17 protein-coding genes are annotated in these 19876 nt (G+C 54.4%); 12 read left to right on the forward strand and 5 right to left on the reverse strand.

The genetic code is table 11. The features are described 5' to 3' along the window. Positions 1-170: 170 nt before the first annotated feature. Entirely contained in the window at positions 171-698 is a 528-nt protein-coding gene (locus tag QLH52_RS05380; protein ID WP_319960814.1) for an SRPBCC family protein, read from the forward strand. Positions 699-837: 139 nt separating this feature from the next. On the opposite strand, the gene QLH52_RS05385 is transcribed toward QLH52_RS05380, so the two are convergent. Both QLH52_RS05385 and QLH52_RS05390 read right to left on the reverse strand, forming a co-directional pair. Then, complete coding sequence (locus tag QLH52_RS05385; protein ID WP_319960815.1) at positions 838-3039, reverse strand: hypothetical protein; 2202 nt, start codon at positions 3037-3039, stop codon at positions 838-840. Between the two features lie 439 nt (positions 3040-3478). Beyond that, positions 3479-4150: a response regulator gene (locus QLH52_RS05390; RefSeq protein ID WP_205450247.1), complete on the reverse strand. Its 672-nt coding sequence runs from the start codon at positions 4148-4150 to the stop codon at positions 3479-3481. Between the two features lie 506 nt (positions 4151-4656). Between QLH52_RS05390 and QLH52_RS05395 the strand changes: the two genes are divergently transcribed. The 11 genes from QLH52_RS05395 to QLH52_RS05445 all read left to right on the forward strand — a co-directional run bounded on the left by QLH52_RS05395 (position 4657) and on the right by QLH52_RS05445 (position 14705). Continuing rightward, a complete protein-coding gene (locus tag QLH52_RS05395) occupies positions 4657-6465 on the forward strand; it encodes a methanol/ethanol family PQQ-dependent dehydrogenase (RefSeq protein WP_319960816.1) in 1809 nt (602 codons plus the stop codon). Between the two features lie 146 nt (positions 6466-6611). Further along, positions 6612-7454, forward strand: a complete 843-nt coding sequence (gene moxJ / locus QLH52_RS05400; protein WP_319960817.1) for a methanol oxidation system protein MoxJ — start codon at positions 6612-6614, stop codon at positions 7452-7454. A gap of 14 nt (positions 7455-7468) precedes the next feature. Then, a complete protein-coding gene (moxG, locus tag QLH52_RS05405; RefSeq protein ID WP_319960818.1) occupies positions 7469-7945 on the forward strand; it encodes a cytochrome c(L), periplasmic in 477 nt (158 codons plus the stop codon). A 158-nt stretch (positions 7946-8103) separates the two neighbouring features. Beyond that, positions 8104-8385, forward strand: coding sequence for a methanol dehydrogenase (locus QLH52_RS05410; RefSeq protein WP_319960819.1), 282 nt, complete (start codon positions 8104-8106; stop codon positions 8383-8385). Positions 8386-8756: 371 nt separating this feature from the next. Continuing rightward, complete coding sequence (locus QLH52_RS05415; RefSeq protein ID WP_319960820.1) at positions 8757-9776, forward strand: AAA family ATPase; 1020 nt, start codon at positions 8757-8759, stop codon at positions 9774-9776. Positions 9777-9781: 5 nt separating this feature from the next. Further along, on the forward strand, positions 9782-10408 hold the full coding sequence (locus QLH52_RS05420) for an MxaP protein (RefSeq protein ID WP_319960821.1): 627 nt from the start codon (positions 9782-9784) through the stop codon (positions 10406-10408). A gap of 16 nt (positions 10409-10424) precedes the next feature. Then, on the forward strand, positions 10425-11279 hold the full coding sequence (locus QLH52_RS05425) for a DUF58 domain-containing protein (protein WP_319960822.1): 855 nt from the start codon (positions 10425-10427) through the stop codon (positions 11277-11279). Beyond that, a complete protein-coding gene (locus tag QLH52_RS05430) occupies positions 11276-12196 on the forward strand; it encodes a nonribosomal peptide synthetase MxaA (protein ID WP_319960823.1) in 921 nt (306 codons plus the stop codon). The genes QLH52_RS05425 and QLH52_RS05430 overlap by 4 nt, the downstream gene beginning before the upstream one ends. Then, positions 12193-13176 carry a vWA domain-containing protein gene (locus QLH52_RS05435; RefSeq protein WP_319960824.1) on the forward strand — a complete coding sequence of 328 codons (984 nt, stop codon included), beginning with the start codon at positions 12193-12195 and terminating at the stop codon, positions 13174-13176. Before QLH52_RS05430 ends, QLH52_RS05435 begins: the two co-directional genes overlap by 4 nt. Beyond that, entirely contained in the window at positions 13173-13736 is a 564-nt protein-coding gene (locus QLH52_RS05440; RefSeq protein WP_319960825.1) for an MxaK protein, read from the forward strand. The genes QLH52_RS05435 and QLH52_RS05440 overlap by 4 nt, the downstream gene beginning before the upstream one ends. A 36-nt stretch (positions 13737-13772) precedes the next feature. Continuing rightward, positions 13773-14705: a vWA domain-containing protein gene (locus tag QLH52_RS05445; RefSeq protein WP_319960826.1), complete on the forward strand. Its 933-nt coding sequence runs from the start codon at positions 13773-13775 to the stop codon at positions 14703-14705. A 1-nt stretch (position 14706) separates the two neighbouring features. Here the strand turns inward: QLH52_RS05445 and QLH52_RS05450 are convergent, their stop codons facing one another. From QLH52_RS05450 to QLH52_RS05460, 3 genes are read right to left on the reverse strand one after another with little or no spacing between them, the layout of a single operon-like run. Next, positions 14707-15879, reverse strand: a complete 1173-nt coding sequence (locus tag QLH52_RS05450; protein WP_319960827.1) for an EAL domain-containing protein — start codon at positions 15877-15879, stop codon at positions 14707-14709. 19 nt (positions 15880-15898) lie between these two features. Continuing rightward, positions 15899-18577 carry a molybdopterin-dependent oxidoreductase gene (locus QLH52_RS05455; protein WP_319960828.1) on the reverse strand — a complete coding sequence of 893 codons (2679 nt, stop codon included), beginning with the start codon at positions 18575-18577 and terminating at the stop codon, positions 15899-15901. A gap of 12 nt (positions 18578-18589) precedes the next feature. Next, a complete protein-coding gene (locus QLH52_RS05460) occupies positions 18590-19813 on the reverse strand; it encodes an NAD(P)/FAD-dependent oxidoreductase (protein WP_051669854.1) in 1224 nt (407 codons plus the stop codon). Positions 19814-19876: the final 63 nt, after the last annotated feature.

The raw sequence follows: 19876 nt of genomic DNA on the forward strand, positions 1-19876 counted from the left end.
TCGGTTTAACCGCGTCGGCTTCGCGATGCACTTACCTTTTCGCTCCTTTCGGCAGTTGCCGGGAGCAGGCTAAATGAAGTTTCCCCACATCAATTCGGGGTTTATTCCCGATGAACGCTGACGGTGCGCCCGGATAATACCGGGTTTTTCACCACCCTTCGGGATTGCTTATGCGACACATCATGCTTTCATTCAGCTTTTTGTTCCTTTCCTGGCAAGTTCACGCTCACGGCCCGACGCCGCAAAAATCCAAGGAGTCTGTGACCATCCAAGCGCCTATCGCCAAGGTTTGGACCGAATTAAAAAATTTCGACGACATTGCCAACTGGCATAGCGACTTGAAAAAGAGTGTGGGTGACGGCAAGAATCAGTCCGGCGGCCTGCGTACCTTGACGTTTCAAAACGACGAAACTCTCACTGAAGAACTGGATTATTACAACGAAGCGGAACACGAATACAGCTACCGGCTGAAAACCGAAAACACCAAAGCGCTTCCGACCAGTTCGCATACGGTTGATGTGAAAGTCGCGGCAGGCGAGACCGCCGACAGCAGCGTGGTCACCATCAAAAGCCGCTTCTACCGCGGTGATACCGGCAACACGCCACCGGAGAATTTGAGTGACGAAGCGGCGGTTAAAGCAATGACGCATTTTTTCAAGAACGGCTTGAACGGCTTGAAGGCCAAGCTGGAGAAGTAAATTTTATGTCGTCATTCCTGCTTACGTGGGAGTGACAGAGCCAGGGACCTTTGTATGTGAATTTCAATCGCCTCCTGTAGTGAGCGGAGTCAACCCACAAAAAAATCGCCCCTTGCGGGGCGATCTGTTGTCTGAGGTTTTACGGATTGGGTCCGTTGTGGCAGCTAAAACAACTCACTTGATAACCCGCCGGCCAATTCTTAATACCAAACTCATCGGCATCAATGGTTTTCGCAACCTTTACCGCACTCAAGGGAGTGCCGGCGCTGGTTGTACCGTGGCAATAGCTACAGCTTGGCGTAGTGGCTGTGCCGTTTTTATTGGCGTCTTCGTGTTGCTTAACCCAGGCGTCACCGGTGGTATGCATGCCGTGCGGGCCGCCGTTTACCGTATTCGGCACCGTGGTATGGCAAGCCTTACATTCGGCTACCGTACCGGCGTGTCCTTGCACGGCGATGCTTTGCAGGTTTTCATCGGCATGTGTGGAGGGATACTCCGCATGCGTCGAACCGTGGCAAGCCTCGCATTGCAAGCCGCCGTGGCCTTTACTGAAGCGGTACAAGTTCAATCCGGGAACCGGCGTATTGGCATTGGTGGCAAAGGTATGATCTGTTGGCACAATCGCTTTGCCGGTGGTGTCGATGCCTGAAATCGCGCGTTTGCCGGGCGCGGCGCTATTGTGGCAAGACTCGCAGGTCGGCTCGTTGAACCAGCCTTGCCGAGTGGCACTACCGACCGCTTTCATATTGCCGTGACAGCTCTGGCAACTGATAGCAGGGTCGCCGCTGGCGTCCGTGGCGGTGGACATCGCACCACGCAGACACTGCGTTACCGATCCCGGATGACATTGGTAACAAGCGCTGCGGTTGTCCAGGCTATCCAGGGTTAACTGGGTGGCAGGGTCTTTTACATCGGCATGTTTTAAATGCAAGGACTGGGTGAATGGCGCAATGCCGGTCATGCCGCCCATCACCGTGGTCTTGTTTTCCTTATCGAAATAGGCATTGCTGGCATGGCACGCCACGCAAAGAACCGGTTGCCCAGCATCGGCCGTCGCCAGTAAGCCTGCTGATTTGTAGCCTTTGCTATTCAATGTGGTCAGTGCATCGTTGAATAATTTACTCCCCGCCTGTTTTTCATCATGCAGACGCAGAATGTTACGCTTCCAATCTTTGTCGGGATCGGCATCGAACACCCAGCCCGCCACCGGTTTGGCAGCCGTTTGTGCGGCATTGTTATTGGTGTCAGTGGATGCGTGGCAGCCTTTGCAAGTCATCTCGTCGCTGACCGGCAATACGGTGGTGGCGCTAGCCAGTACTTTACCGCTCAGCGCATCCTTGGCGACGACCTTAACGGTGGGATAGAAGTTCTTGTTACCTTTGTCGTCGAAGGGCGTCACCGGAATACCCTCGGCCTCGAACCAGCCGAACGCTGTGTTGTAGGTCATCGGCGCGGGTGTTAGGGATGGCGTTTTGTTGCCGGGCATGGGGTTTCCGCTGGCGAGTCCGTCCAGGTTAACCCCGACATCCGGTGCCGGATTCAAGCCTACCAACTCGCCGACCCAAGACCAGAAATTGGTTTTGTTGGCGCTGCTGGTATTGATAGAGCCGCTACTGTCGGCGACTGCTTCATAAGTCAGCAACACGTTGCTACTGACTAACTTGCCGTTTTTGTCTTTCAATTGCGCATGCAAAGTGTTGTAGGGCGGCAAGATTGCGAACACGGAAAAATCCAGGCCGTCCATGCAATGCATACCTAAGTCATTCCAGGCCAGCAGGGTGTATTCGCCGACAGCCGTGGTATTTAATACCGTCACTGCGACCGTTTTGGAGGTCTTGCTGTCGCGGATGGTCACCGTGGCCGAGCCGGCTTTAAGACCTTTTATGGTAGCGAGATTATTGGCATAGCCGACGCTGGCAATTGAGTTGTCCGACGATTGAACGTTTACTGTGCCGGAGGCGTTGGTGACCGTGACGGTGGCAGTGCCGCCCACATTGACCGCCAATACGGCCGGCGAAATCGTCAAGACGGGAGAAGGGGCGCTGATGACTTTGACTTCCACGCGCTTCGAGCTCTTACGATCTCTCACCGTGACCGTCGTAGAACCAGCTTTTACACCCTTGATGCTACCGATACCGCTGGCGTAAGTGACTGTCGCCACACTGGTATTACTGGATTTTACACTGATGCTTCCGGATGATTTTGTGACCGCAATCTTGGCTAGTTCACCCACGAAGATTTCGACGGAATTGGGTTTGAGTTCAAGCGCCTGGACGCTACCAAATTCGCATACACCCAGAAAAATCAGCAAAAGCTGAAATATAAATAGACGTGCATTCATAATATCTCCCATGAATACGTTTTGATCGGATGGGTAATCGTTAATGAATTGCCCATATGAATGGAAGCAAACGGCCAACATCCGATACCGCGTCGCTTCTCGATGATGCTTAATTACTTTTTTTAATAAGGTTATTCAGTCGGCACAATAACCATTCAACATGAATTGAAGATGAAAATATAATGAAGTAATGATTAAGACTGGCGCAGCTTTTAGACCCGGAAGGCTTGAATCGGGGGTCTTGAGCCAGTTGCTTGGGAAAGGGATTTGCAGGCTTACAACCGGGAGTTCCGGTCGCAAGCGCCCATTCACAGCGTTGTTAAACCGGTTAGCTCTGAGTCTATCGAAGCGCACACCGGCCTAGGCTTCGACTCGCTCAGCCCGAACGGCATGCCAGGGATAAATAGGGCCGGGTTAATAGGGAAGGGTCTGTTCCGCGCTAGCTGTGCTCATACAGTTCGCTGCCGGTATTGATAATACCTTGGCGACCAGCCAGCAGTGTCAATTCCGACATGGTTTTGACGTTTAATTTTTCTTTGATCGCCGTACTGTGGTTGCAGACGGTTTTGTAGCTCAAACATAATTTTTCCGCCGCTTGACGGGTACTCAAACCATTGGCCAGCAGGCAAAAAATGTCGAATTCGCGCGGCGACAGCGATTTAACCTTATATGCCTCATCCTGGCCGATAGCCATATTCACCGCCAATTGCTGCGCCAAAGCCGGTTCGATATACGTGCCGCCTTCCGCCAGCGTGCAGACTGCGGTCACCAGCGTGTCCGGCTCATTATTTTTGGTGATGTAACCTTTGGCGCCGGCCTTGATCGCGCGGGTGACATAGACCAGTTCGTTATGAATCGAAAATACCAATATCTTGCAATGGGGATAGCGAACCAATAAGCGCCGCACCGATTCCAAACCGCCCAGACCGGGCATGGATAAATCCATCACCACCACATCCGGCGTCTGCTTGTCATATACCTGGCAAGCGGTCTCGCCCCTATCGGCTTCATAGACGGCGCCTATTCGTTCCGACAAGGATAAATAAGTCTTGTAACCGGCTCTGACCACCGCATGGTCGTCTACTAATAAAACGCTGATTTTATTCGCCACTAACTACGTGTCCTGATTGGTTTTTGGTGTGGATGAGCAAGAAACGCCCCCGGCAGAACCGGTGCTATCCCTAGCTGGCGCTTCTTGCCCCGCCATGATGCCGATTTTTATGCCGGGAAACCATGGGAGCTTTTCCCGTTTTGCCACGGCGTGCGGCTGCGTGCGACCGGGAAAACTTCCAGGACTTTTTTCGCGGAATTCCCAGGCTATTTATGGATTATTCCGTAACGCCCGATAGGCCGCCTTCTTTACCATTTGCGCCAGCATGGCCCGGTAGGTCTAAGTCAATATTGTGTGCGACTTGATTGAGATTGCTGATGTGAAAAGTGAAGGAGATTTCTGCCGCAAAGCAAAATCTCGCGTCACGGATGGACGCCAAAATTAAGCGCAGCGTGTGATTGATTTTGCCCGGAAATGCCGATGGCGTTATCCGCTTTTAACGGAAGGCTCCCCTAACCAACCGATTTGCCGGGCCATGCAACCTAATAAACAACATAGGAGGATTCATGCAAATTTCACGGTTTGCCAAGCAGGTATCGACCACGGCCTTAGTCACGGCTGCGGCCTTGGCCGTGTCGTCATCGGCGCAAGCGAATAAAGAACTGGAACAACTAGCCAAGCAAAACACCAACTGGGTGATGCAGACCAAGGATTACGGTTCGACGCATTTCAGCGAAATGATCGACATCAACGCCAACAACGTCAAAAATCTGAAAGTGGCCTGGTCGTTTTCCACCGGCGTCTTAAACGGCCACGAAGGCGGTCCGTTGGTTATTGATGGCATCATGTACGTCCACACGCCGTATCCAAACAATGTGTTTGCGATCAGTTTGGACGAGCCGGATAAGATTTTATGGCAGTTCAAGCCCAAGCAAAATCCGGCCGCCCGCGCAGTGGCTTGTTGCGACGTGGTTAACCGCGGTTTGGCCTATGCGCCGGCCGGTAAGGATTATCCGGCCACCATTTTCCTGAACCAGTTGGATGGTCATGTGGTGGCGTTAAATGCCAAGACCGGCGAACTGCTGTGGAAAATGGAAAACTCCGATATTGCGATGGGCTCTACGTTGACCGTCGCGCCGTTCGTGGTTAAGGACAAAGTCATTGTCGGCACCTCCGGCGCAGAGTTGGGGGTCCGCGGTTATGCCACCGCTTACAACATTAAGGATGGCAAGCAAGCCTGGCGCGTTTACGCCACCGGTCCGGATGAAGACATCAAATTATCCAAAGACTTCAACAGCGCTAACCCACATTACGGCCAATTCGGTTTGGGTCTGAAAACCTGGGAAGGAGACGCCTGGAAAATCGGCGGTGGCACCAACTGGGGCTGGTACGCTTACGACAGCGACTTAGAAATGTTGTATTACGGCTCCGGTAACCCGGCACCGTGGAACGAAACCATGCGTCCCGGCGACAACAAATGGACCATGACTATCTGGGGCCGGGACGTCAACACCGGTGAAGCCAAATTCGGTTACCAAAAAACCCCGCATGACGAATGGGACTACGCTGGCGTTAACTACATGGGTCTGTCCGAGCAAATGGTCGACGGCAAAATGACCAAATTGCTGACGCATCCTGACCGCAACGGTTTGGTCTACACCTTGAACCGCGAAAATGGCAGCCTGGTTAACGCTTTCAAAATCGACGACACCGTCAACTGGGTGAAAAAAGTCGATCTGAAAACCGGTTTGCCAATCCGCGATCCGGAGTATTCCACCCACATGGATCACCAAGCCACCGGCATCTGCCCATCGGCGATGGGTTATCACAACCAGGGTATCGAGTCTTACGATCCCAATAAAAAATTGTTCTTCATGGGCACCAACCACATTTGCATGGACTGGGAACCGTTTATGTTGCCCTACCGGGCAGGCCAGTTTTTCGTGGGCGCGACTTTGAACATGTATCCGGGTCCGAAAGGCACTTTGGGTCAAGTCAAAGCGATGAACGCTGTTACCGGCAAAATGGAATGGGAAGTTCAGGAAAAATTTGCAGTGTGGGGCGGCACGACCGCCACTGCCGGCGACTTGGTGTTCTACGGCACACTGGACGGCTACATCAAAGCGCGTCATTCCAAAACCGGCGAAGAGTTATGGAAGTTTAAATTGCCTTCCGGTGTTATCGGCCATCCGATCACCTATAAACACAACAACAAGCAGTATGTGGCGATTTATTACGGTGTCGGCGGCTGGCCGGGTGTAGGTTTGGTGTTTGACTTGGCTGATCCGACTGCCGGTTTGGGTGCGGTGGGTGCTTTCAAGGAACTGGCGCATTACACCCAAATGGGCGGCGGGGTGATGGTGTTCGCGTTGTAGAAAGCTTTCCTGGTTCCCACGCGCTGCGTGGGAATTCAGGTTAACCGCGCTGCGGTGGCGATGATCTGCCGCAGCGCGGCTACTAAGGCGTTCCCGCGCAGCGCGTGGGAACGAGGCGACGAGTCTACTTAATTCCTAGAATCACTATGAAAACAAGCACACGCATTGTGGCTGCGTTGGCATTGGGCTTTGGTTTTTCCACAGTTCAAGCCGAACAGCCGGTTTTAAAAGTCTGCACGGCTGAAAACGAAATGCCTTACTCCAATAAAAACGGCGAAGGCTTTGAAAACAAATTGGCGCAGTATGTGGCCGAACAACTGGGCCGCAAATTGGAAACCGTCAGCTGGACAGATCCGCGCTACTTTATCCGCGATTACCTGGATAAAGGCTTGTGCGACGTGGTAATGGGCGTCGATGCCGGCGACCCGCGTTTGTTGACCACGGCACCTTACTACCGGTCCGGCTACGTGTTTATCAGCCGCGAAAAAGACGGGCTGGATTTGCAGAACTGGGATAGCCCGGCTTTGAAGCAAGCCCAGCGGATTGCTTTCGCACCGGGCTCTCCGGCCGAAACCATGCTGCGGGCCATCGGCCGTTACAACGATATGTTCAATTACCAACAAGAGTTGGCCGGCTTCAAGTCCAAACGTAACCAGTACGTCAAGTACGACAACGACAAACTGGTCAACGAAGTGGCTTCCGGCAAAGCGGAAATCGCCATCTTGTGGGGACCCGCCGCGGCCCGCTACGTGAAGGCATCGGCCACGCCGCTGACGATGACGCTCATTCCGGACAACGCCAAGCGCGCCGACGGCGAAAAAGTGGGTTTGCATTACAGCACTTCCATTGGTGTGCGTAAGGACGACAGCGCTTTGCTGGGGCAATTGAACAAAATCATCAAAGACGGGCAGGACAATATCGAAGCGTTGCTGGAAGCGGAAGGGATTCCGTTGCTGGATCAACCCGAAACCGCCGTGTCCATGAACTAAACAGGAAACCTTGAATGAAATTGAAAACATTTTTGACTGGCGCCGTGCTGTCGATGTCAGCGCTGGCGGCAACTGCTGTCCAGGCTGACATCACCCTGCGCCATGCCTTGACCGGGGAAGCGCTGGATTTGAGTTTTGCCAAAAAAGGCGGTAACACCGACAAATTCAAGCAATTTATGCAAACCGGCAAAAACCCTTACAACGGCGATGCCGAGGCAGCCAAGAAAGGCGAAAGCTTGTACATGACCGGTTGCTCGGGCTGCCACGGCCATGAAGCCGAAGGCAAACTCGGCCCCGGTCTGGCCGACGACTACTGGACTTATCCGCGCGGCCTGACCGACCAGGGTTTGTTCGAAATCCTGTTCGGCGGCGCCAACGGCATGATGGGTCCGCAGTATGTCAACTTCAGCACCGACGACATGCTGCACATCATGTCTTTCTTACGCAGCATTTACAAAGGCGATCCGAAGAAAGCCGAATGGCTGAAATAAACACCCTCACCCTAGCCCTCTCCCGGAGGGAGAGGTAGCTCAAGCCACTCAGCTAACTCCAGGCGACTTGAGTTTGCCTTGGAAGTAGGTATTGAACCCTCTCTCCATGGGAGAGGGCAGAGTGAGGGTTATCCAACAAATTACTTTAGGAGATCAACATGAACAAATTAGTAATGTTAGGCGCGGTACTGCTGGCTTTTGGCCTGTCCGGCGCGGCAAAAGCCTACGACGGCACCAAATGCAAAGAAGCCGGCAACTGCTGGGAACCGAAACCGGGGTATCCGGCACAAGTGGCGGGCAGCAAATACGACCCGAAACACGATCCCAACGAGCTGAACAAACAAGCGCAATCGATCAAGGAAATGGAAGCCCGCAACGCCAAACGTACTGAAGTGCTGGCGAAAACCGGCAAGTTCGTTTACGAGGTCGAAGGCCAATAAGCAACGGGTGGGTCGGGATGCGCAGTGCGCAAGCCGACAGTGACCACGAGGATAGAACCCTTAGGACGCCGCCAGGGACGGCGGTAACTAATGATGCGGAGGGAATCGAAGATTATTCTGCCGAAGCGAAGACCAAGGAATGCCCAAGGCAACGGCGCGCTCAACCCATGCAAGCTGTTTAAGAACTTCGCGAGTGCAGTAGCCCTTAAACAGCTTCTAAACGAAACCTCACGGCTCCGGGCCGTTGCTATGCCGCTTAGATCACGAAGGCCCGTTATCAGCGGCGCGTGTGTCTGCAATCGGCGGCATGGCAACCCAGCACCGGAGTTCTTTTTGCGGTATTGGCTTTAATCAACAGCGCTCAATTAGCTATGACAAGCAAGCAAACCCTCAGCGACTGGCGCGCCAGTGCGTTGCAGTTGGAACAACAAATCAACCATGTCGTCGTCGGCCAGCAAGCGGCGGTACGCAATCTGCTGATAGCCGTATTCGCCCGCGGCCATGTATTGCTGGAAGGCCAGGTCGGCGTCGGCAAAACCACCTTATTGCGGGCCATCGCCCAAGGTCTGGGCGGACACTACCAGCGTATCGAAGGCACCATCGACCTGATGCCGGCCGACTTGATCTATTACACCTATTTAAATCAAGAAGGCCGACCCTGCGTCGATCCCGGCCCTTTGCTGAAGCAGGGCGAACAGTTGTCGGTGTTCTTCTTTAACGAGATCAACCGGGCCCGGCCGCAAGTGCATTCGCTGCTGTTGCGGGTGATGGCCGAGCGCAATATCGGCGCGTTCAATCGCGAATACCGGATGCCGCACATTCAGGTATTTGCTGATCGCAATCGGGTGGAAAAAGAAGAAACCTTTGAATTGCCGGCGGCCGCTCGCGACCGGTTTTTCATGGAAATCAACATCAACACACCCAGTGACGACAAGGTGCTGGACGATTTGCTGTTCAATCCGCGTTACCACGATGTCGATGCCTTGATCGGGGAAATGGCCGCCAGCCAAATACCTTATTACCAGCTCAACGACTGGGCGGCGGCGATTCAAGACAGCATCCAGCCCAGCGCCGCGTTGCGCCAATACGCCTTGGATTTATGGAAAGCCACCGCCGATCCCTGCGCATTCGGCATCGCTTTAGCCGATGTGGAGATGAACAACCTGTTGCAGGCCGGCGCCAGTCCGCGCGGCGTCAGCTATATGATACGTGCCGCCAAAGTTCGGGCCTGGCTGGAAAATCGCGACAGCCTGTTGCCGGAGGATTTACAGGCGGTTTTCGCCGTCACCATGTCGCACCGGATATTCCTGAACCCGATGTATAGCTATCGCCAAGACGATATTGTTCCCACCTTGATAGACAGCATACTCAACCAAATCGCCGCACCGTAACACCCATGAATATTAAAACTGCTCTGCGCGCCATGCTGCCGCATGCCGGCCTTGGCCACTTATTGGAAACCTATTTAACCTGGTCCGGCGTCGGGTTTATTTGCTCGTTTATCGCCAGTAGTCTGGATAAACATGCCGACGTGCCCTATGCCGCGTATTACACCAGCGCCCTGAACGACGCGGTGGGTTTTAAATTCTGGATTTTATTGGCGGTGGTCGGCACCTTGCTGTTTTGTCTGAGCCTGCCGGTGTTATATCTATCGCTGCATTTTCCGGCACTGAGCGATTTCAGCCGGCGCTTGCGGCGGTTTACCTACACGTTTTTTTTGGTGGCCTTCGATGAGGGCGGTTTGATGATAGGCATTTTGACCGCCAATTTTATCGATACCAGCGAGCGCATCTCGCTGTTGGCTAACAAATCGTTTTTGTTCAGCGATGTCGGTTTTTTCACGATCCTGGCTTTGTGCCTGCTTAACTCCTTGCTATGGCTGTTCGGCGAAGCCATTCACAGCCGCAATCCGCAAACTTATTCCGGCGTGGTGGCCTTATTGATGAGGGTGCCGCTCAAATTTTCCATTCCCGGCTACTTGGTTGTGACGGCCGTGCTGGCGAATTTGGTTGTCAGCCAATAAGGTACTCGCTAAAACGATGTCGGCCACGATAAAGCCTTTCCAATACCGCCTGCCACGCCCGGCAGTCGGTGTATTTCCCGGCGCGCACCCCGGACAAATGGTCGGCAACGGCCAATTGTTCAAGCGCCATGACACCTTGATCGCCCGTCCGGACCCCAGGCGCATCGATCTGCGGGCCAGCCTGCTCGACCCGTTCGGAAATTATCAAGTGCGGGTGCAGCAGCAACACAGTGCTATCGACGTGTATTTGCTGGCCGATTTATCCGCTTCCATGCGTTTCGGCGGCGGCTATGACAAGCGCCGTGTAATGGCCGATATGCTGTTATCGATTGCCGCATCGGCCCTGGAATACGGCGACAACATCGGGTTTATTGTGGCTAACCAGCAGGTGCTCACCGACTGTTATTTGCCGGCTGGTAAACACCTAGGCCGGATTCAATCGACAGCAAAACGCCTGGAAACACTCGACCTGCAACCCGGCTCGGCAGGCTTGCTGCAAGCGCAACGCTATCTACCCAAGCATAGGGCCCTGGTGTTTCTGGCGTCGGATTTTCATTTTCCGTTACCGCAGTTGCAAGCCATTTTGCAAAACTTGCGTCGCCACGACGTGATACCGCTGGTGCTGTGGGACCCAGCCGAATACAGCCGGTTACCGGATTGGGGCCTGTTTCAAATTCAGGATCTGGAATCCGGCAAGCGCCGCACGCTGTGGCTGCGTCCCGGGTTGAAGCGCAAGATAGAACAGGCTTTTGCGCAGCGCCAAAGCCAATTGCAACACCATTTTCGGGCGTTTGGTTGCGAGCCGTTGTTTATCGAAAACGGCTATCGTGCGGCGGAGCTAACACAATATTTTTTACGGAGAGCAGGGTGATACAGGCGTTGCAGCGGATACGCTTCAGTTTGGCGTTGGTGATAGCGACGATGCTATTGGTAGCTTGTTCCGGTGCGTCCAAGCAGGCGCTGCACGATTATCAACTGCAAACACCTCGGCCGTTCGGCTATGTGATCGGCGATACCATCCCGCAGCGGATTGTGCTGGAAACGCGCGCCGGCATGCTCTTGGAGCGCAACAGTCTGCCGGCGCCGGGCCGTTTGAATCGCTGGTTACAACTGAACGCGGTAACCGTGCAGGAAACGGCCGGCAATGACGGCAAGCGCTATCAAATCGATCTGCAATATCAGCAATTTTACGCACCGCTGGAAGTGAAAGCCTTGAGCATACCCGGTTTCACCTTGCGCTTTCAGCAGCACGGGCAAACTCTGGAACAGCCGGTCGCGGCCTGGACCTTTACGACCGCACCATTGCGGGAATTAGTGGTCAGGCAGGATCAACACGGCGAATATATGCGCCCGGACCAAGCGCCGAGCTTGTTGGATGACGCGGCAATTGTCCGGCGCTTATGCGTGTCGCTGGTGGTGGCGCTGGGCATTGCTTTGCGTTTGGCTTGGCTTTACGGTTATTTACCGGGACTACCGAAACGCAGCGTATTCAAGCGCGCGCAGCGGCAACTGCAAACCCTTGGCTTGTCACAGTTGCCGCAAGGGCTGGGCGCTGTACATGCGGCATTTAACGGTCTTCACGGTAAGCCGGTGTTTTTGCACAAACTGGCCGAGTTTTATCAGGACCACCCGGAATATCGCAGCATCGCTGACGAATTGACTTGGTTTTTCGATTATTCCAATCGTTACTTTTTCGGTGACGCTTCGATAATGCCGCAAGAACACGATCTGCAAAAACTCAAAACCCTGTGCCTGCATTGCCGGGAAATCGAGCGAGGCAGCCGATGAATTTGGGCTTTGAGTATCCTTGGGTCTTGCTCGGTTTGGGCTTATGCCTGTTGCCGATGTTGAGAATGGGAGTGGTCGCCAACCCCTATCCCTGGCTGGCGATATTGCCTATCGACCCACTATCGCTGGCTATCAGCGCCTTGATCCGCTTGCTGGGCGTACTGGCGATAGGCGGGTTGAACCTGGGCTTGGCCGGTGCCTATCTGCAGGAACAGCAAGTGGAGCGCATCGGCCACGGCGCACACATCGTCATGCTGTTGGATCGCAGTAACAGCATGGACAACACCTTCGCCGGCAAGACGCCGGAAACCCAAGGCGAGGAATCCAAAGCCAACGCCGCCCGCCGCTTGTTGAATCAGTTTGTCGATCAGCGCACGCACGATTTGATAGGCATCGCCGAATACAGCACTTCGCCGCTATTCGTGCTGCCGCTCACTGAAAACAAAGCGGCCATTCATGCCGCGATAGACGCCACCGCCTTGCCGGCCTTGGCTTATACCAACGTCAGCAAGGGCTTGAGCATGGCCTTGGAGTTCTTCGATAGCCGGCCGGTGACCGGTTCGCGCATCGTGTTGCTGGTGTCGGACGGCGCGGCGGTAATCGATCCGGATAGTGAAGCAGCCCTGCGCGAGTTGTTCAAACAACGCCAAGTCAGTTTGTATTGGGTGTTTCTGCGCACCGCCAACAGCCCTGGCTTGTTTGAAGTGCCCGACGACCCGCGCGACGATAATGCTCAGGCCATGCCGGAACGGTATCTGCATCTGTTCTTTAACAGTCTGCATATTCCGTATCAAGCCTATGAAGCCGAAACGCCCGGTGCATTGCAGCAGGCCATTGACGACATCAACCGCTTGGAGAATCGGCCCCTGCATTATTTCGAGCGGATTCCGAAGCAGGATTTATCCACGCGCTGTTATGCCTGGGCGGCAGCAATGTTGCTGGGTTTGCTAGGCGTGAAACTCTGCGAGGCCAGACTGTGATCCGTAAGTTAAAACACTGGGCGCTGTGGGCCATATTGGCAGCAGCTTTATTAGTAACTCTGACGCAATTGCTGCAACTGTATGGCCTAGCCGGCCAAAATCGGCTGATCGGCCAATTACTGGCCGATCAGGATGTCGGCGCAGACGAATTGGCCACCTCGGCGCCGGAAGTACGCATGGCCAGAGCGGTTTATCTCAGCCGGCACCAACGCTACGACGAAGCCTTGGCGACGCTGAACCTGTTATTGCAGCAAGCCGGTGCCGAAGCGCAAGCGCAAACCCGTTATAACCTGGGTAATCTGTATCTAAGGCAAGCGATGCAGAAAGCCGAAGCGGGCAATGTCAACGAAGCGATGCCGCTACTGGGGTTGGCCAAGCAAGCCTATCGGGAAGCATTAACGCTGGACAGTCAGTTTTGGGATGCCAAATACAATCTGGAAGTGGCGATGCGGCTGCTGCCGGAGATGGACAGAATCAGCAGCGGCGACGAGCAGGACGATCTTAATCAACAGACACAACTGTGGACCACCTTGCCGGGCTTTCCGCGTGGCTTGCCCTAACTTGGCGCTTATCTTCCCGACCGATAATTTCGCTATATGACTATCGCCCCCAATCTTAGGGATTACCGTTTCTGGCTGCTAACAGCGGCCTTGCTGTCCTTGTCGGTAGTGTTTTTCCATCCGCAAACCAGCGCTCAAGTGCCACTGTACCGGCTGGTGTTTGTTGTCGACATTACCCGCAGCATGAACACCGAAGACTATCAGCTGGATAAACAGCCGGTCAGCCGCTTGCAGTTTGTCAAACAGGTGTTGCGCCAGGAATTGTTGAAACTGCCTTGCGGTTCGCAAGTCGGTTTGGGGGTGTTCACCGAACGGCGCTCGACGCTGCTGTTCGAACCGATAGACGTGTGTTCGGGATTTGCCGAGATAGACGCAGCGATTGCGGCGCTGGATTGGCGCATGGCCTGGGCTGCCGACAGCCGCATCGCCAGTGGCTTGCTGAGTACGCTGGAGCAGTTAAAAGACAAAGATCAGACCCTGGTGTTTCTCAGCGACGGCCAGGAGGCACCCCCGCCCAATCCGCGTTACAAACCCGATCTGTCGCCAGTTAAAGATAAGGTAAAAGGTGTGATCGTCGGCGTCGGCGGCGAGCAACTGTCGCCCATCCCCAAGTTCGATGCCAAGGGCCAACGCCAGGGCTTTTACAAACCCGAAGACGTGCCGCATCGTTCGTCCTTTGGTGAATCGGATCTAAATCCCGAGAATATCCAGGGCTACAACGCCCGCAACGCACCTTTCGGCAGCGAGGCGGCAACCGGCGACGAGCATATGAGCCGGCTGCACGAAAGCTATCTCCGTCAGCTGGCTGCTGAGAGTGGTTTACGGTATCGACGTCTGAGCGATACCGACAGTCTGGATCAAGCGCTGCAACAAGCCGAGTTTGCCAAGCCTGGCACGCACACCGTCGATAGCAGCTGGCGCTATGCCGGTCTGGCTTTGTTGTTTCTGGTGATGGTGTATCTAAAGTAGCTCAATCGCCCGCCACGGTATCCACCAACAAAATCCGCTCGCTATCTAGGCGTAAAGACAGGGTTTTACACAGCAAGCTGGTTTCAAAATCCATGTAGCGCTCGGAAGTGACGACCCGATTGCGGTCGCCGCAGTTTTCCAATGCCAGCAATTGAAAGAAATAAGGGCGCCAGGACCAGTTAAAACCGATTTTGCGCGGATCGGTGAACCATTGGTTTTCCTTGAAATTAAAATCCGGCGAAATCTGGTCGCCCTGGTTGTTGCACAAATAAAAACGAATCACGCCGCTATCGGTAAAGTTCCAGCTGACCAGTTCATTCAAGTTAAAGTCGTCCTGCAAGGTTTCGGCCAGCTTGTAAATCAAGGTTTTGGTGGTGTTGATGGCGCTGACTTTCTTTTGCACCTTAACCAGCGTGTTTTTCAAAAACTTAGTGCGCAATGAGGCGATGTGTTGTTCGTAAAGCTCGGCCGGTTGAAAATCGGCTTCGGCTTTGGCAAACAAAAACCCCTGCATGAATTGCGCGCCGCAGTTCAAACTAAATAAAAACGCTTCGTCAGATTCCACGCCTTCGCAAATAATCCGGCAGCCGGTGCGTTTACCCAGCCGCGAGATCATATGAATGATGTCGCCGGCGATGCCGCCCTTGGTGGCCAGTTTGAACAGCCGCATGTCGATTTTGATGATGTCGGGTTGAATGGCGATCACCCGTTCCAGCTGCGAGGCGCCGGCGCCGAAATCGCCGATAGCCACACTCAAGCCGTGTTTGCGGTAGCGCTGTACGATTTGTTTTAACTTTTGCGGATCGACATGCGCATTGGAAATTTCCACGATGATGCGTCGCCGGTCGATATTCAACTCGTCCAACATCCGTAGCGTGGGCAGCGTGTTTAATTGGCGCAGATTTTCTATCCAGGCCGCGGAAATATTCAGCGCCAGATAGCTTTGCGTATCGGCCAATTCCGAGAACTTTTCCAGGGCTTGCCAGCGTACCTGCCTGTCCAGCTCGATACGGGTTTTGGCATCGACCTCGGCGGAAGAGAACAGGGCACCGGCGGAAACCACTTTGCCTTTGTCGTCGTATTGGCGGGCCAGGGCTTCGTAGCCGACGATTTTGCCGCTGGCCACCGAAATAATGGGTTGGAAATACGGAAATAACTGTGTTTTAGCTTGCATCGTCCCTTGGGCTATCAATTTAACTGGGTTTGGGTAAAAACTCCTTCAACTCCGCGACGCAGGAACCGCAACCGCTACCGGCGCTCAAACAGGCGCTGATGTCGGCGACGCTTTGCAGTTGCTGGGTTTGCACCGCGTGTCGGATAGTTTTTTCGCCCACATTGAAACACGAACAGACGATTCGGCCAATATCGGCTTCACCTTTTGGTGGCAGTCCGCTCAGCAAGCTCAGGCGCTCTGCTCGGCTCAACTCATTTTTAGCGAATAAACTGCCCAGCCAGCCAGGCTCGGGCAGTTCGCAATCCGGTCCGACGAACAAACAGGCTTGTAATTCGCGATCCGGTAAATAAGCGGTGCGGTAATAGCCGGCTTGTTGGTCGCTGTATTCCAGCCAGCAGTTATCATCATCAATATGTCTTGTGTCAGCGAGCAGCGCGCGGCTCCAGGCCCGCCAGTCCTTGGCGGGTTCGGTAGACGCTAACTCGTAACGAAAATAGCGGTCGCCGCGCACACTGACTTGATACTCGGCCCCGCCAATTTGCAAGGGACGGCGCGACAAAATAGTGGCATACCAACGTGCCGGGCAGGCATAGATTTTGGCCGGTGTTTGCTTGCTTTCCGGTTGCCCGGAATAGGGATCGACCACCGGATTGACCACGGCGCCCATGCGGCCGTGGCTGCTGAGTTGTTCGGTCCAGTGCATAGGTACGAACAGACTGCCGATTTGTTGCCCCGGATTGAGATCGACGCGGGCCAGCATACTGCCCCAACGGCTTTCTATCTGCGCCAGACTGCGCGCGCTTAAGCCGAGGCGTTCAGCGTCGGCGGGGTTTATCTCGACGAAAGGTTCCGGGCGGTGCGCGTTTAATTTGGCGGCCAGACTGGTGCGGGTCATCGTGTGCCATTGGTCGCGCAGGCGGCCGGTATTCAGCGTAAACGGATAATCGCTATCCGGCGCATTAACCGGCGGACGCGGGGTAATCGGGATGAAGCGGGCTTTACGATTGCTTGTGTAGTACTGGCCGTCAGTAAACATTCTGGCTATGCCTGCGGTTTGCTCGTTGGTGACCGGCCATTGCACCGGTTGCAGCGCGTCATAACCTTGCCCATCCAAGTGGACAAAGGCCGATAAATTAAAATCGCGTAACTGATGCTCGTCATCGTTTTCGAAGGCCGACAGCGCGGCGTGTTCACGAAAAATATCGGCGCTGGATTGGTAATTAAACGCATCGCTAAAACCCATGCGTTGCGCGACTTGGCTGATGATCCACCAGTCGTGTTTGGCTTCGCCGGAGGCCGGAAACAAGGGCCGTTGTCGAGAGATGCGCCGCTCCAGATTGGTGACGGTGCCGTCTTTCTCGCTCCAGCCGGTGGCCGGCAGCAGCACATGGGCTAACTTGGCGGTATCGGTGTTGGCGATGCAATCGGAAACCACCACCAATTCGCATTGCTGCAGAGCACGTTTCACTTTGTCGGCGTCGGGCATCGATACGACCGGATTGGTCGCCATGATCCATACGGCCTTGATTTGACCGGCGGCAATGGCGTCGAACATGGCCACGGCCTTCAAACCTTGTTTGTCGGCGACTTTGTCACTGCCCCAAAAGCGGCCGACTCTATCGACGTGTTCCGGGTTTTCCAGGTCCATATGCGCAGCCAAGGTGTTGGCCAAGCCGCCCACTTCGCGGCCGCCCATCGCGTTAGGTTGGCCGGTAAACGAGAACGGTCCCATACCCGGCTTGCCGATGCGGCCGCTGGCGAGGTGGCAGTTGATGATGGCGTTGCATTTATCCGAACCTGAGCTGGATTGGTTGATGCCTTGCGAATAGACCGTGACGGTTTTCTCGGTGCCGGCAAACCAGTCGAACAGTGTGGCGACTGCTTCGCTAGGCAAGCCACAGCCTGCGGCGACCTGCTCGATACTGCCGGCGGTTTTCACAGCTTCTTGCAATGCGGCCTCGAAACCTTCGGTATGCGTGTCTATATAAGTCTGATCGATCCGGCCGTTTTGCGCTAAATAAGCCAAAATGCCGTTGAACAATAGCGCATCCATGCCCGGTTTAACGGGCAGATGCAAATCGGCGATGTCGCAACTGGCCGTGCTGCGCGGATCGATCACCACGATTTTTAAATGGGGATTGGTTTCCTTAGCCTTGCGAATGCGTTGAAAGGCAATCGGGTGGCACCAGGCGGCATTGGAGCCGACCAGTAAAATCAATTCGGCCAGTTCCAGGTCTTCGTAATTGCAAGGCACGGTATCGGCGCCGAATGCGCGTTTGTAGCCCACTACCGCCGAGGACATGCACAAACGGGAATTGGTATCGATATTAGCGGTGCCGATGAAGCCTTTCATCAATTTGTTAGCGACGTAGTAATCCTCGGTCAGCAATTGGCCTGAGACATAAAACGCCACCGCTTCGGGGCCGTGCTGCGCAATAATGTTATTGAAGCGTTCCGCGACATGATCTAAAGCTGACGCCCAATCGACTTGTTTCCCTTGAATGCTGGGGTAGAACAGGCGATTTTCCAGCGACACGGTATCGCCCAGCGTCGCGCCTTTGGAGCAAAGTCTGCCGAAATTGGCCGGGTGCTTACTGTCGCCTTTGATACAGACCCGGTGTGTCGCGTGGTCTTCTATCGTGGCTTCGATGCCGCAGCCGACGCCGCAATAAGGACAAGTGGTTTTGATGGTGTTCATGGGTAAAGGAATTTAAGCCGCGCGCGCGAGCGGGATTCTGCCGAACATCAAGCGGTCGCGGATCGCGGCAATCGGCGTGCTTTCTTTAACCAAATTCAGATACCAGGCACTGTCGCTGGTATCCCCGTACAAAATAACGCCGACGACGACGTCGCCGCGCAGGACGATTTTTTTATAGATGCCCAGGCCGTGGTCAATCAACTGCAAAATCTGGCATTCGCTGTCGCCTTCGAAATCGCCTACCGAGAATAAATCGATGCCTGTGACTTTCAGCATGGTGGCGGACGATAAGGTTTTAAATTGGCTGTCGACTTTACCCGCCAGTTGTTGGGCGCAGACTTTGGCTTGTTCGTAGACCGGCGCGACCAAACCGAACAGTTCGCCCCGATGCTGCACGCATTCGCCGACCGAGAATATCGCCGGGTCGCTAGTCTGCATGCCGTCGTCGACTACGATGCCGTGCTGACACGCCAGGCCAATGCGTTTCGCCAGACTGATATTGGGTTTGATACCGGTGGACATGATCAGCATGTCGGCCGGTAAAACACTGCCGTTACTTAAAGTCACCGCGCTGATATGCCCGTCCTGACTGTCTATGCGTTGGATGGTGGTACCCAGATGAAATTGAATGCCTTTATCCGCCAATTGCCGTTGTAAAAACGCCGCAGCTTTACCATCCAATTGCCGGTTCAACAAATGGTCGGCACGGTTGATGACGCTGACTTGCATACCGCGTTGCAATAAGCCGTTGGCGGCTTCCAGACCCAGTAAACCGCCGCCCAGAATGACCGCATGGCGTTTGCTGGCGGATTTTTCGATCATGGTTTCCACGTCGGCGATGTCTCTAAAGCCCAATACGCCTTCGACGTCGCGGCCCGGTATGTCCAGCATCAGCGGCAAGGAACCGGTGGCGATCAACAGTTTGTCGTAAAACGCACAGGTGCCGTCGTGGGCGATGACACAGCGGCGTTCGCGATCCACATCGACAACCGCTTTGTCCGGTCCGCAATACAAGGTCACGCGGTTTTTTAGATACCAATCGAAATCGTGAATCATGATGTCGGCAACGCTTTTGGCGCCGAACAACACCGGTGTCAGCATGATGCGATTGTAGTTGCCGTGCGGCTCGGCGCCGAACACGGTAATGTCGTAGCGATCCGGTACGGTTTGAATCAATTCGTCAACGGTGCGCATGCCGGCCATGCCATTGCCTATCACTACCAATTTGAGTTTCATGATGTTGTCGGTACTATTTGCGAAGATCGTTGGGAAATCGGACGCAAACTGTGCAAAACAGTT

The sequence above is a fragment of the Methylomonas defluvii genome, assembly GCF_033949435.1.
Classification (GTDB): domain Bacteria; phylum Pseudomonadota; class Gammaproteobacteria; order Methylococcales; family Methylomonadaceae; genus Methylomonas; species Methylomonas defluvii.

Excerpts from the sequence above, each read along its gene's own strand:
- QLH52_RS05380 (WP_319960814.1), top strand. The coding sequence starts at position 171 with ATGCGACACATCATGCTTTCATTCAGCTTTTTGTTCCTTTCCTGGCAA.
- QLH52_RS05385 (WP_319960815.1), bottom strand. The coding sequence starts at position 3,039 with ATGAATGCACGTCTATTTATATTTCAGCTTTTGCTGATTTTTCTGGGT.
- QLH52_RS05395 (WP_319960816.1), top strand. The coding sequence starts at position 4,657 with ATGCAAATTTCACGGTTTGCCAAGCAGGTATCGACCACGGCCTTAGTC.
- moxJ (WP_319960817.1), top strand. The coding sequence starts at position 6,612 with ATGAAAACAAGCACACGCATTGTGGCTGCGTTGGCATTGGGCTTTGGT.
- moxG (WP_319960818.1), top strand. The coding sequence starts at position 7,469 with ATGAAATTGAAAACATTTTTGACTGGCGCCGTGCTGTCGATGTCAGCG.
- QLH52_RS05410 (WP_319960819.1), top strand. The coding sequence starts at position 8,104 with ATGAACAAATTAGTAATGTTAGGCGCGGTACTGCTGGCTTTTGGCCTG.
- QLH52_RS05415 (WP_319960820.1), top strand. The coding sequence starts at position 8,757 with ATGACAAGCAAGCAAACCCTCAGCGACTGGCGCGCCAGTGCGTTGCAG.
- QLH52_RS05420 (WP_319960821.1), top strand. The coding sequence starts at position 9,782 with ATGAATATTAAAACTGCTCTGCGCGCCATGCTGCCGCATGCCGGCCTT.
- QLH52_RS05425 (WP_319960822.1), top strand. The coding sequence starts at position 10,425 with ATGTCGGCCACGATAAAGCCTTTCCAATACCGCCTGCCACGCCCGGCA.
- QLH52_RS05435 (WP_319960824.1), top strand. The coding sequence starts at position 12,193 with ATGAATTTGGGCTTTGAGTATCCTTGGGTCTTGCTCGGTTTGGGCTTA.
- QLH52_RS05445 (WP_319960826.1), top strand. The coding sequence starts at position 13,773 with ATGACTATCGCCCCCAATCTTAGGGATTACCGTTTCTGGCTGCTAACA.
- QLH52_RS05450 (WP_319960827.1), bottom strand. The coding sequence starts at position 15,879 with ATGCAAGCTAAAACACAGTTATTTCCGTATTTCCAACCCATTATTTCG.
- QLH52_RS05455 (WP_319960828.1), bottom strand. The coding sequence starts at position 18,577 with ATGAACACCATCAAAACCACTTGTCCTTATTGCGGCGTCGGCTGCGGC.
- QLH52_RS05460 (WP_051669854.1), bottom strand. The coding sequence starts at position 19,813 with ATGAAACTCAAATTGGTAGTGATAGGCAATGGCATGGCCGGCATGCGC.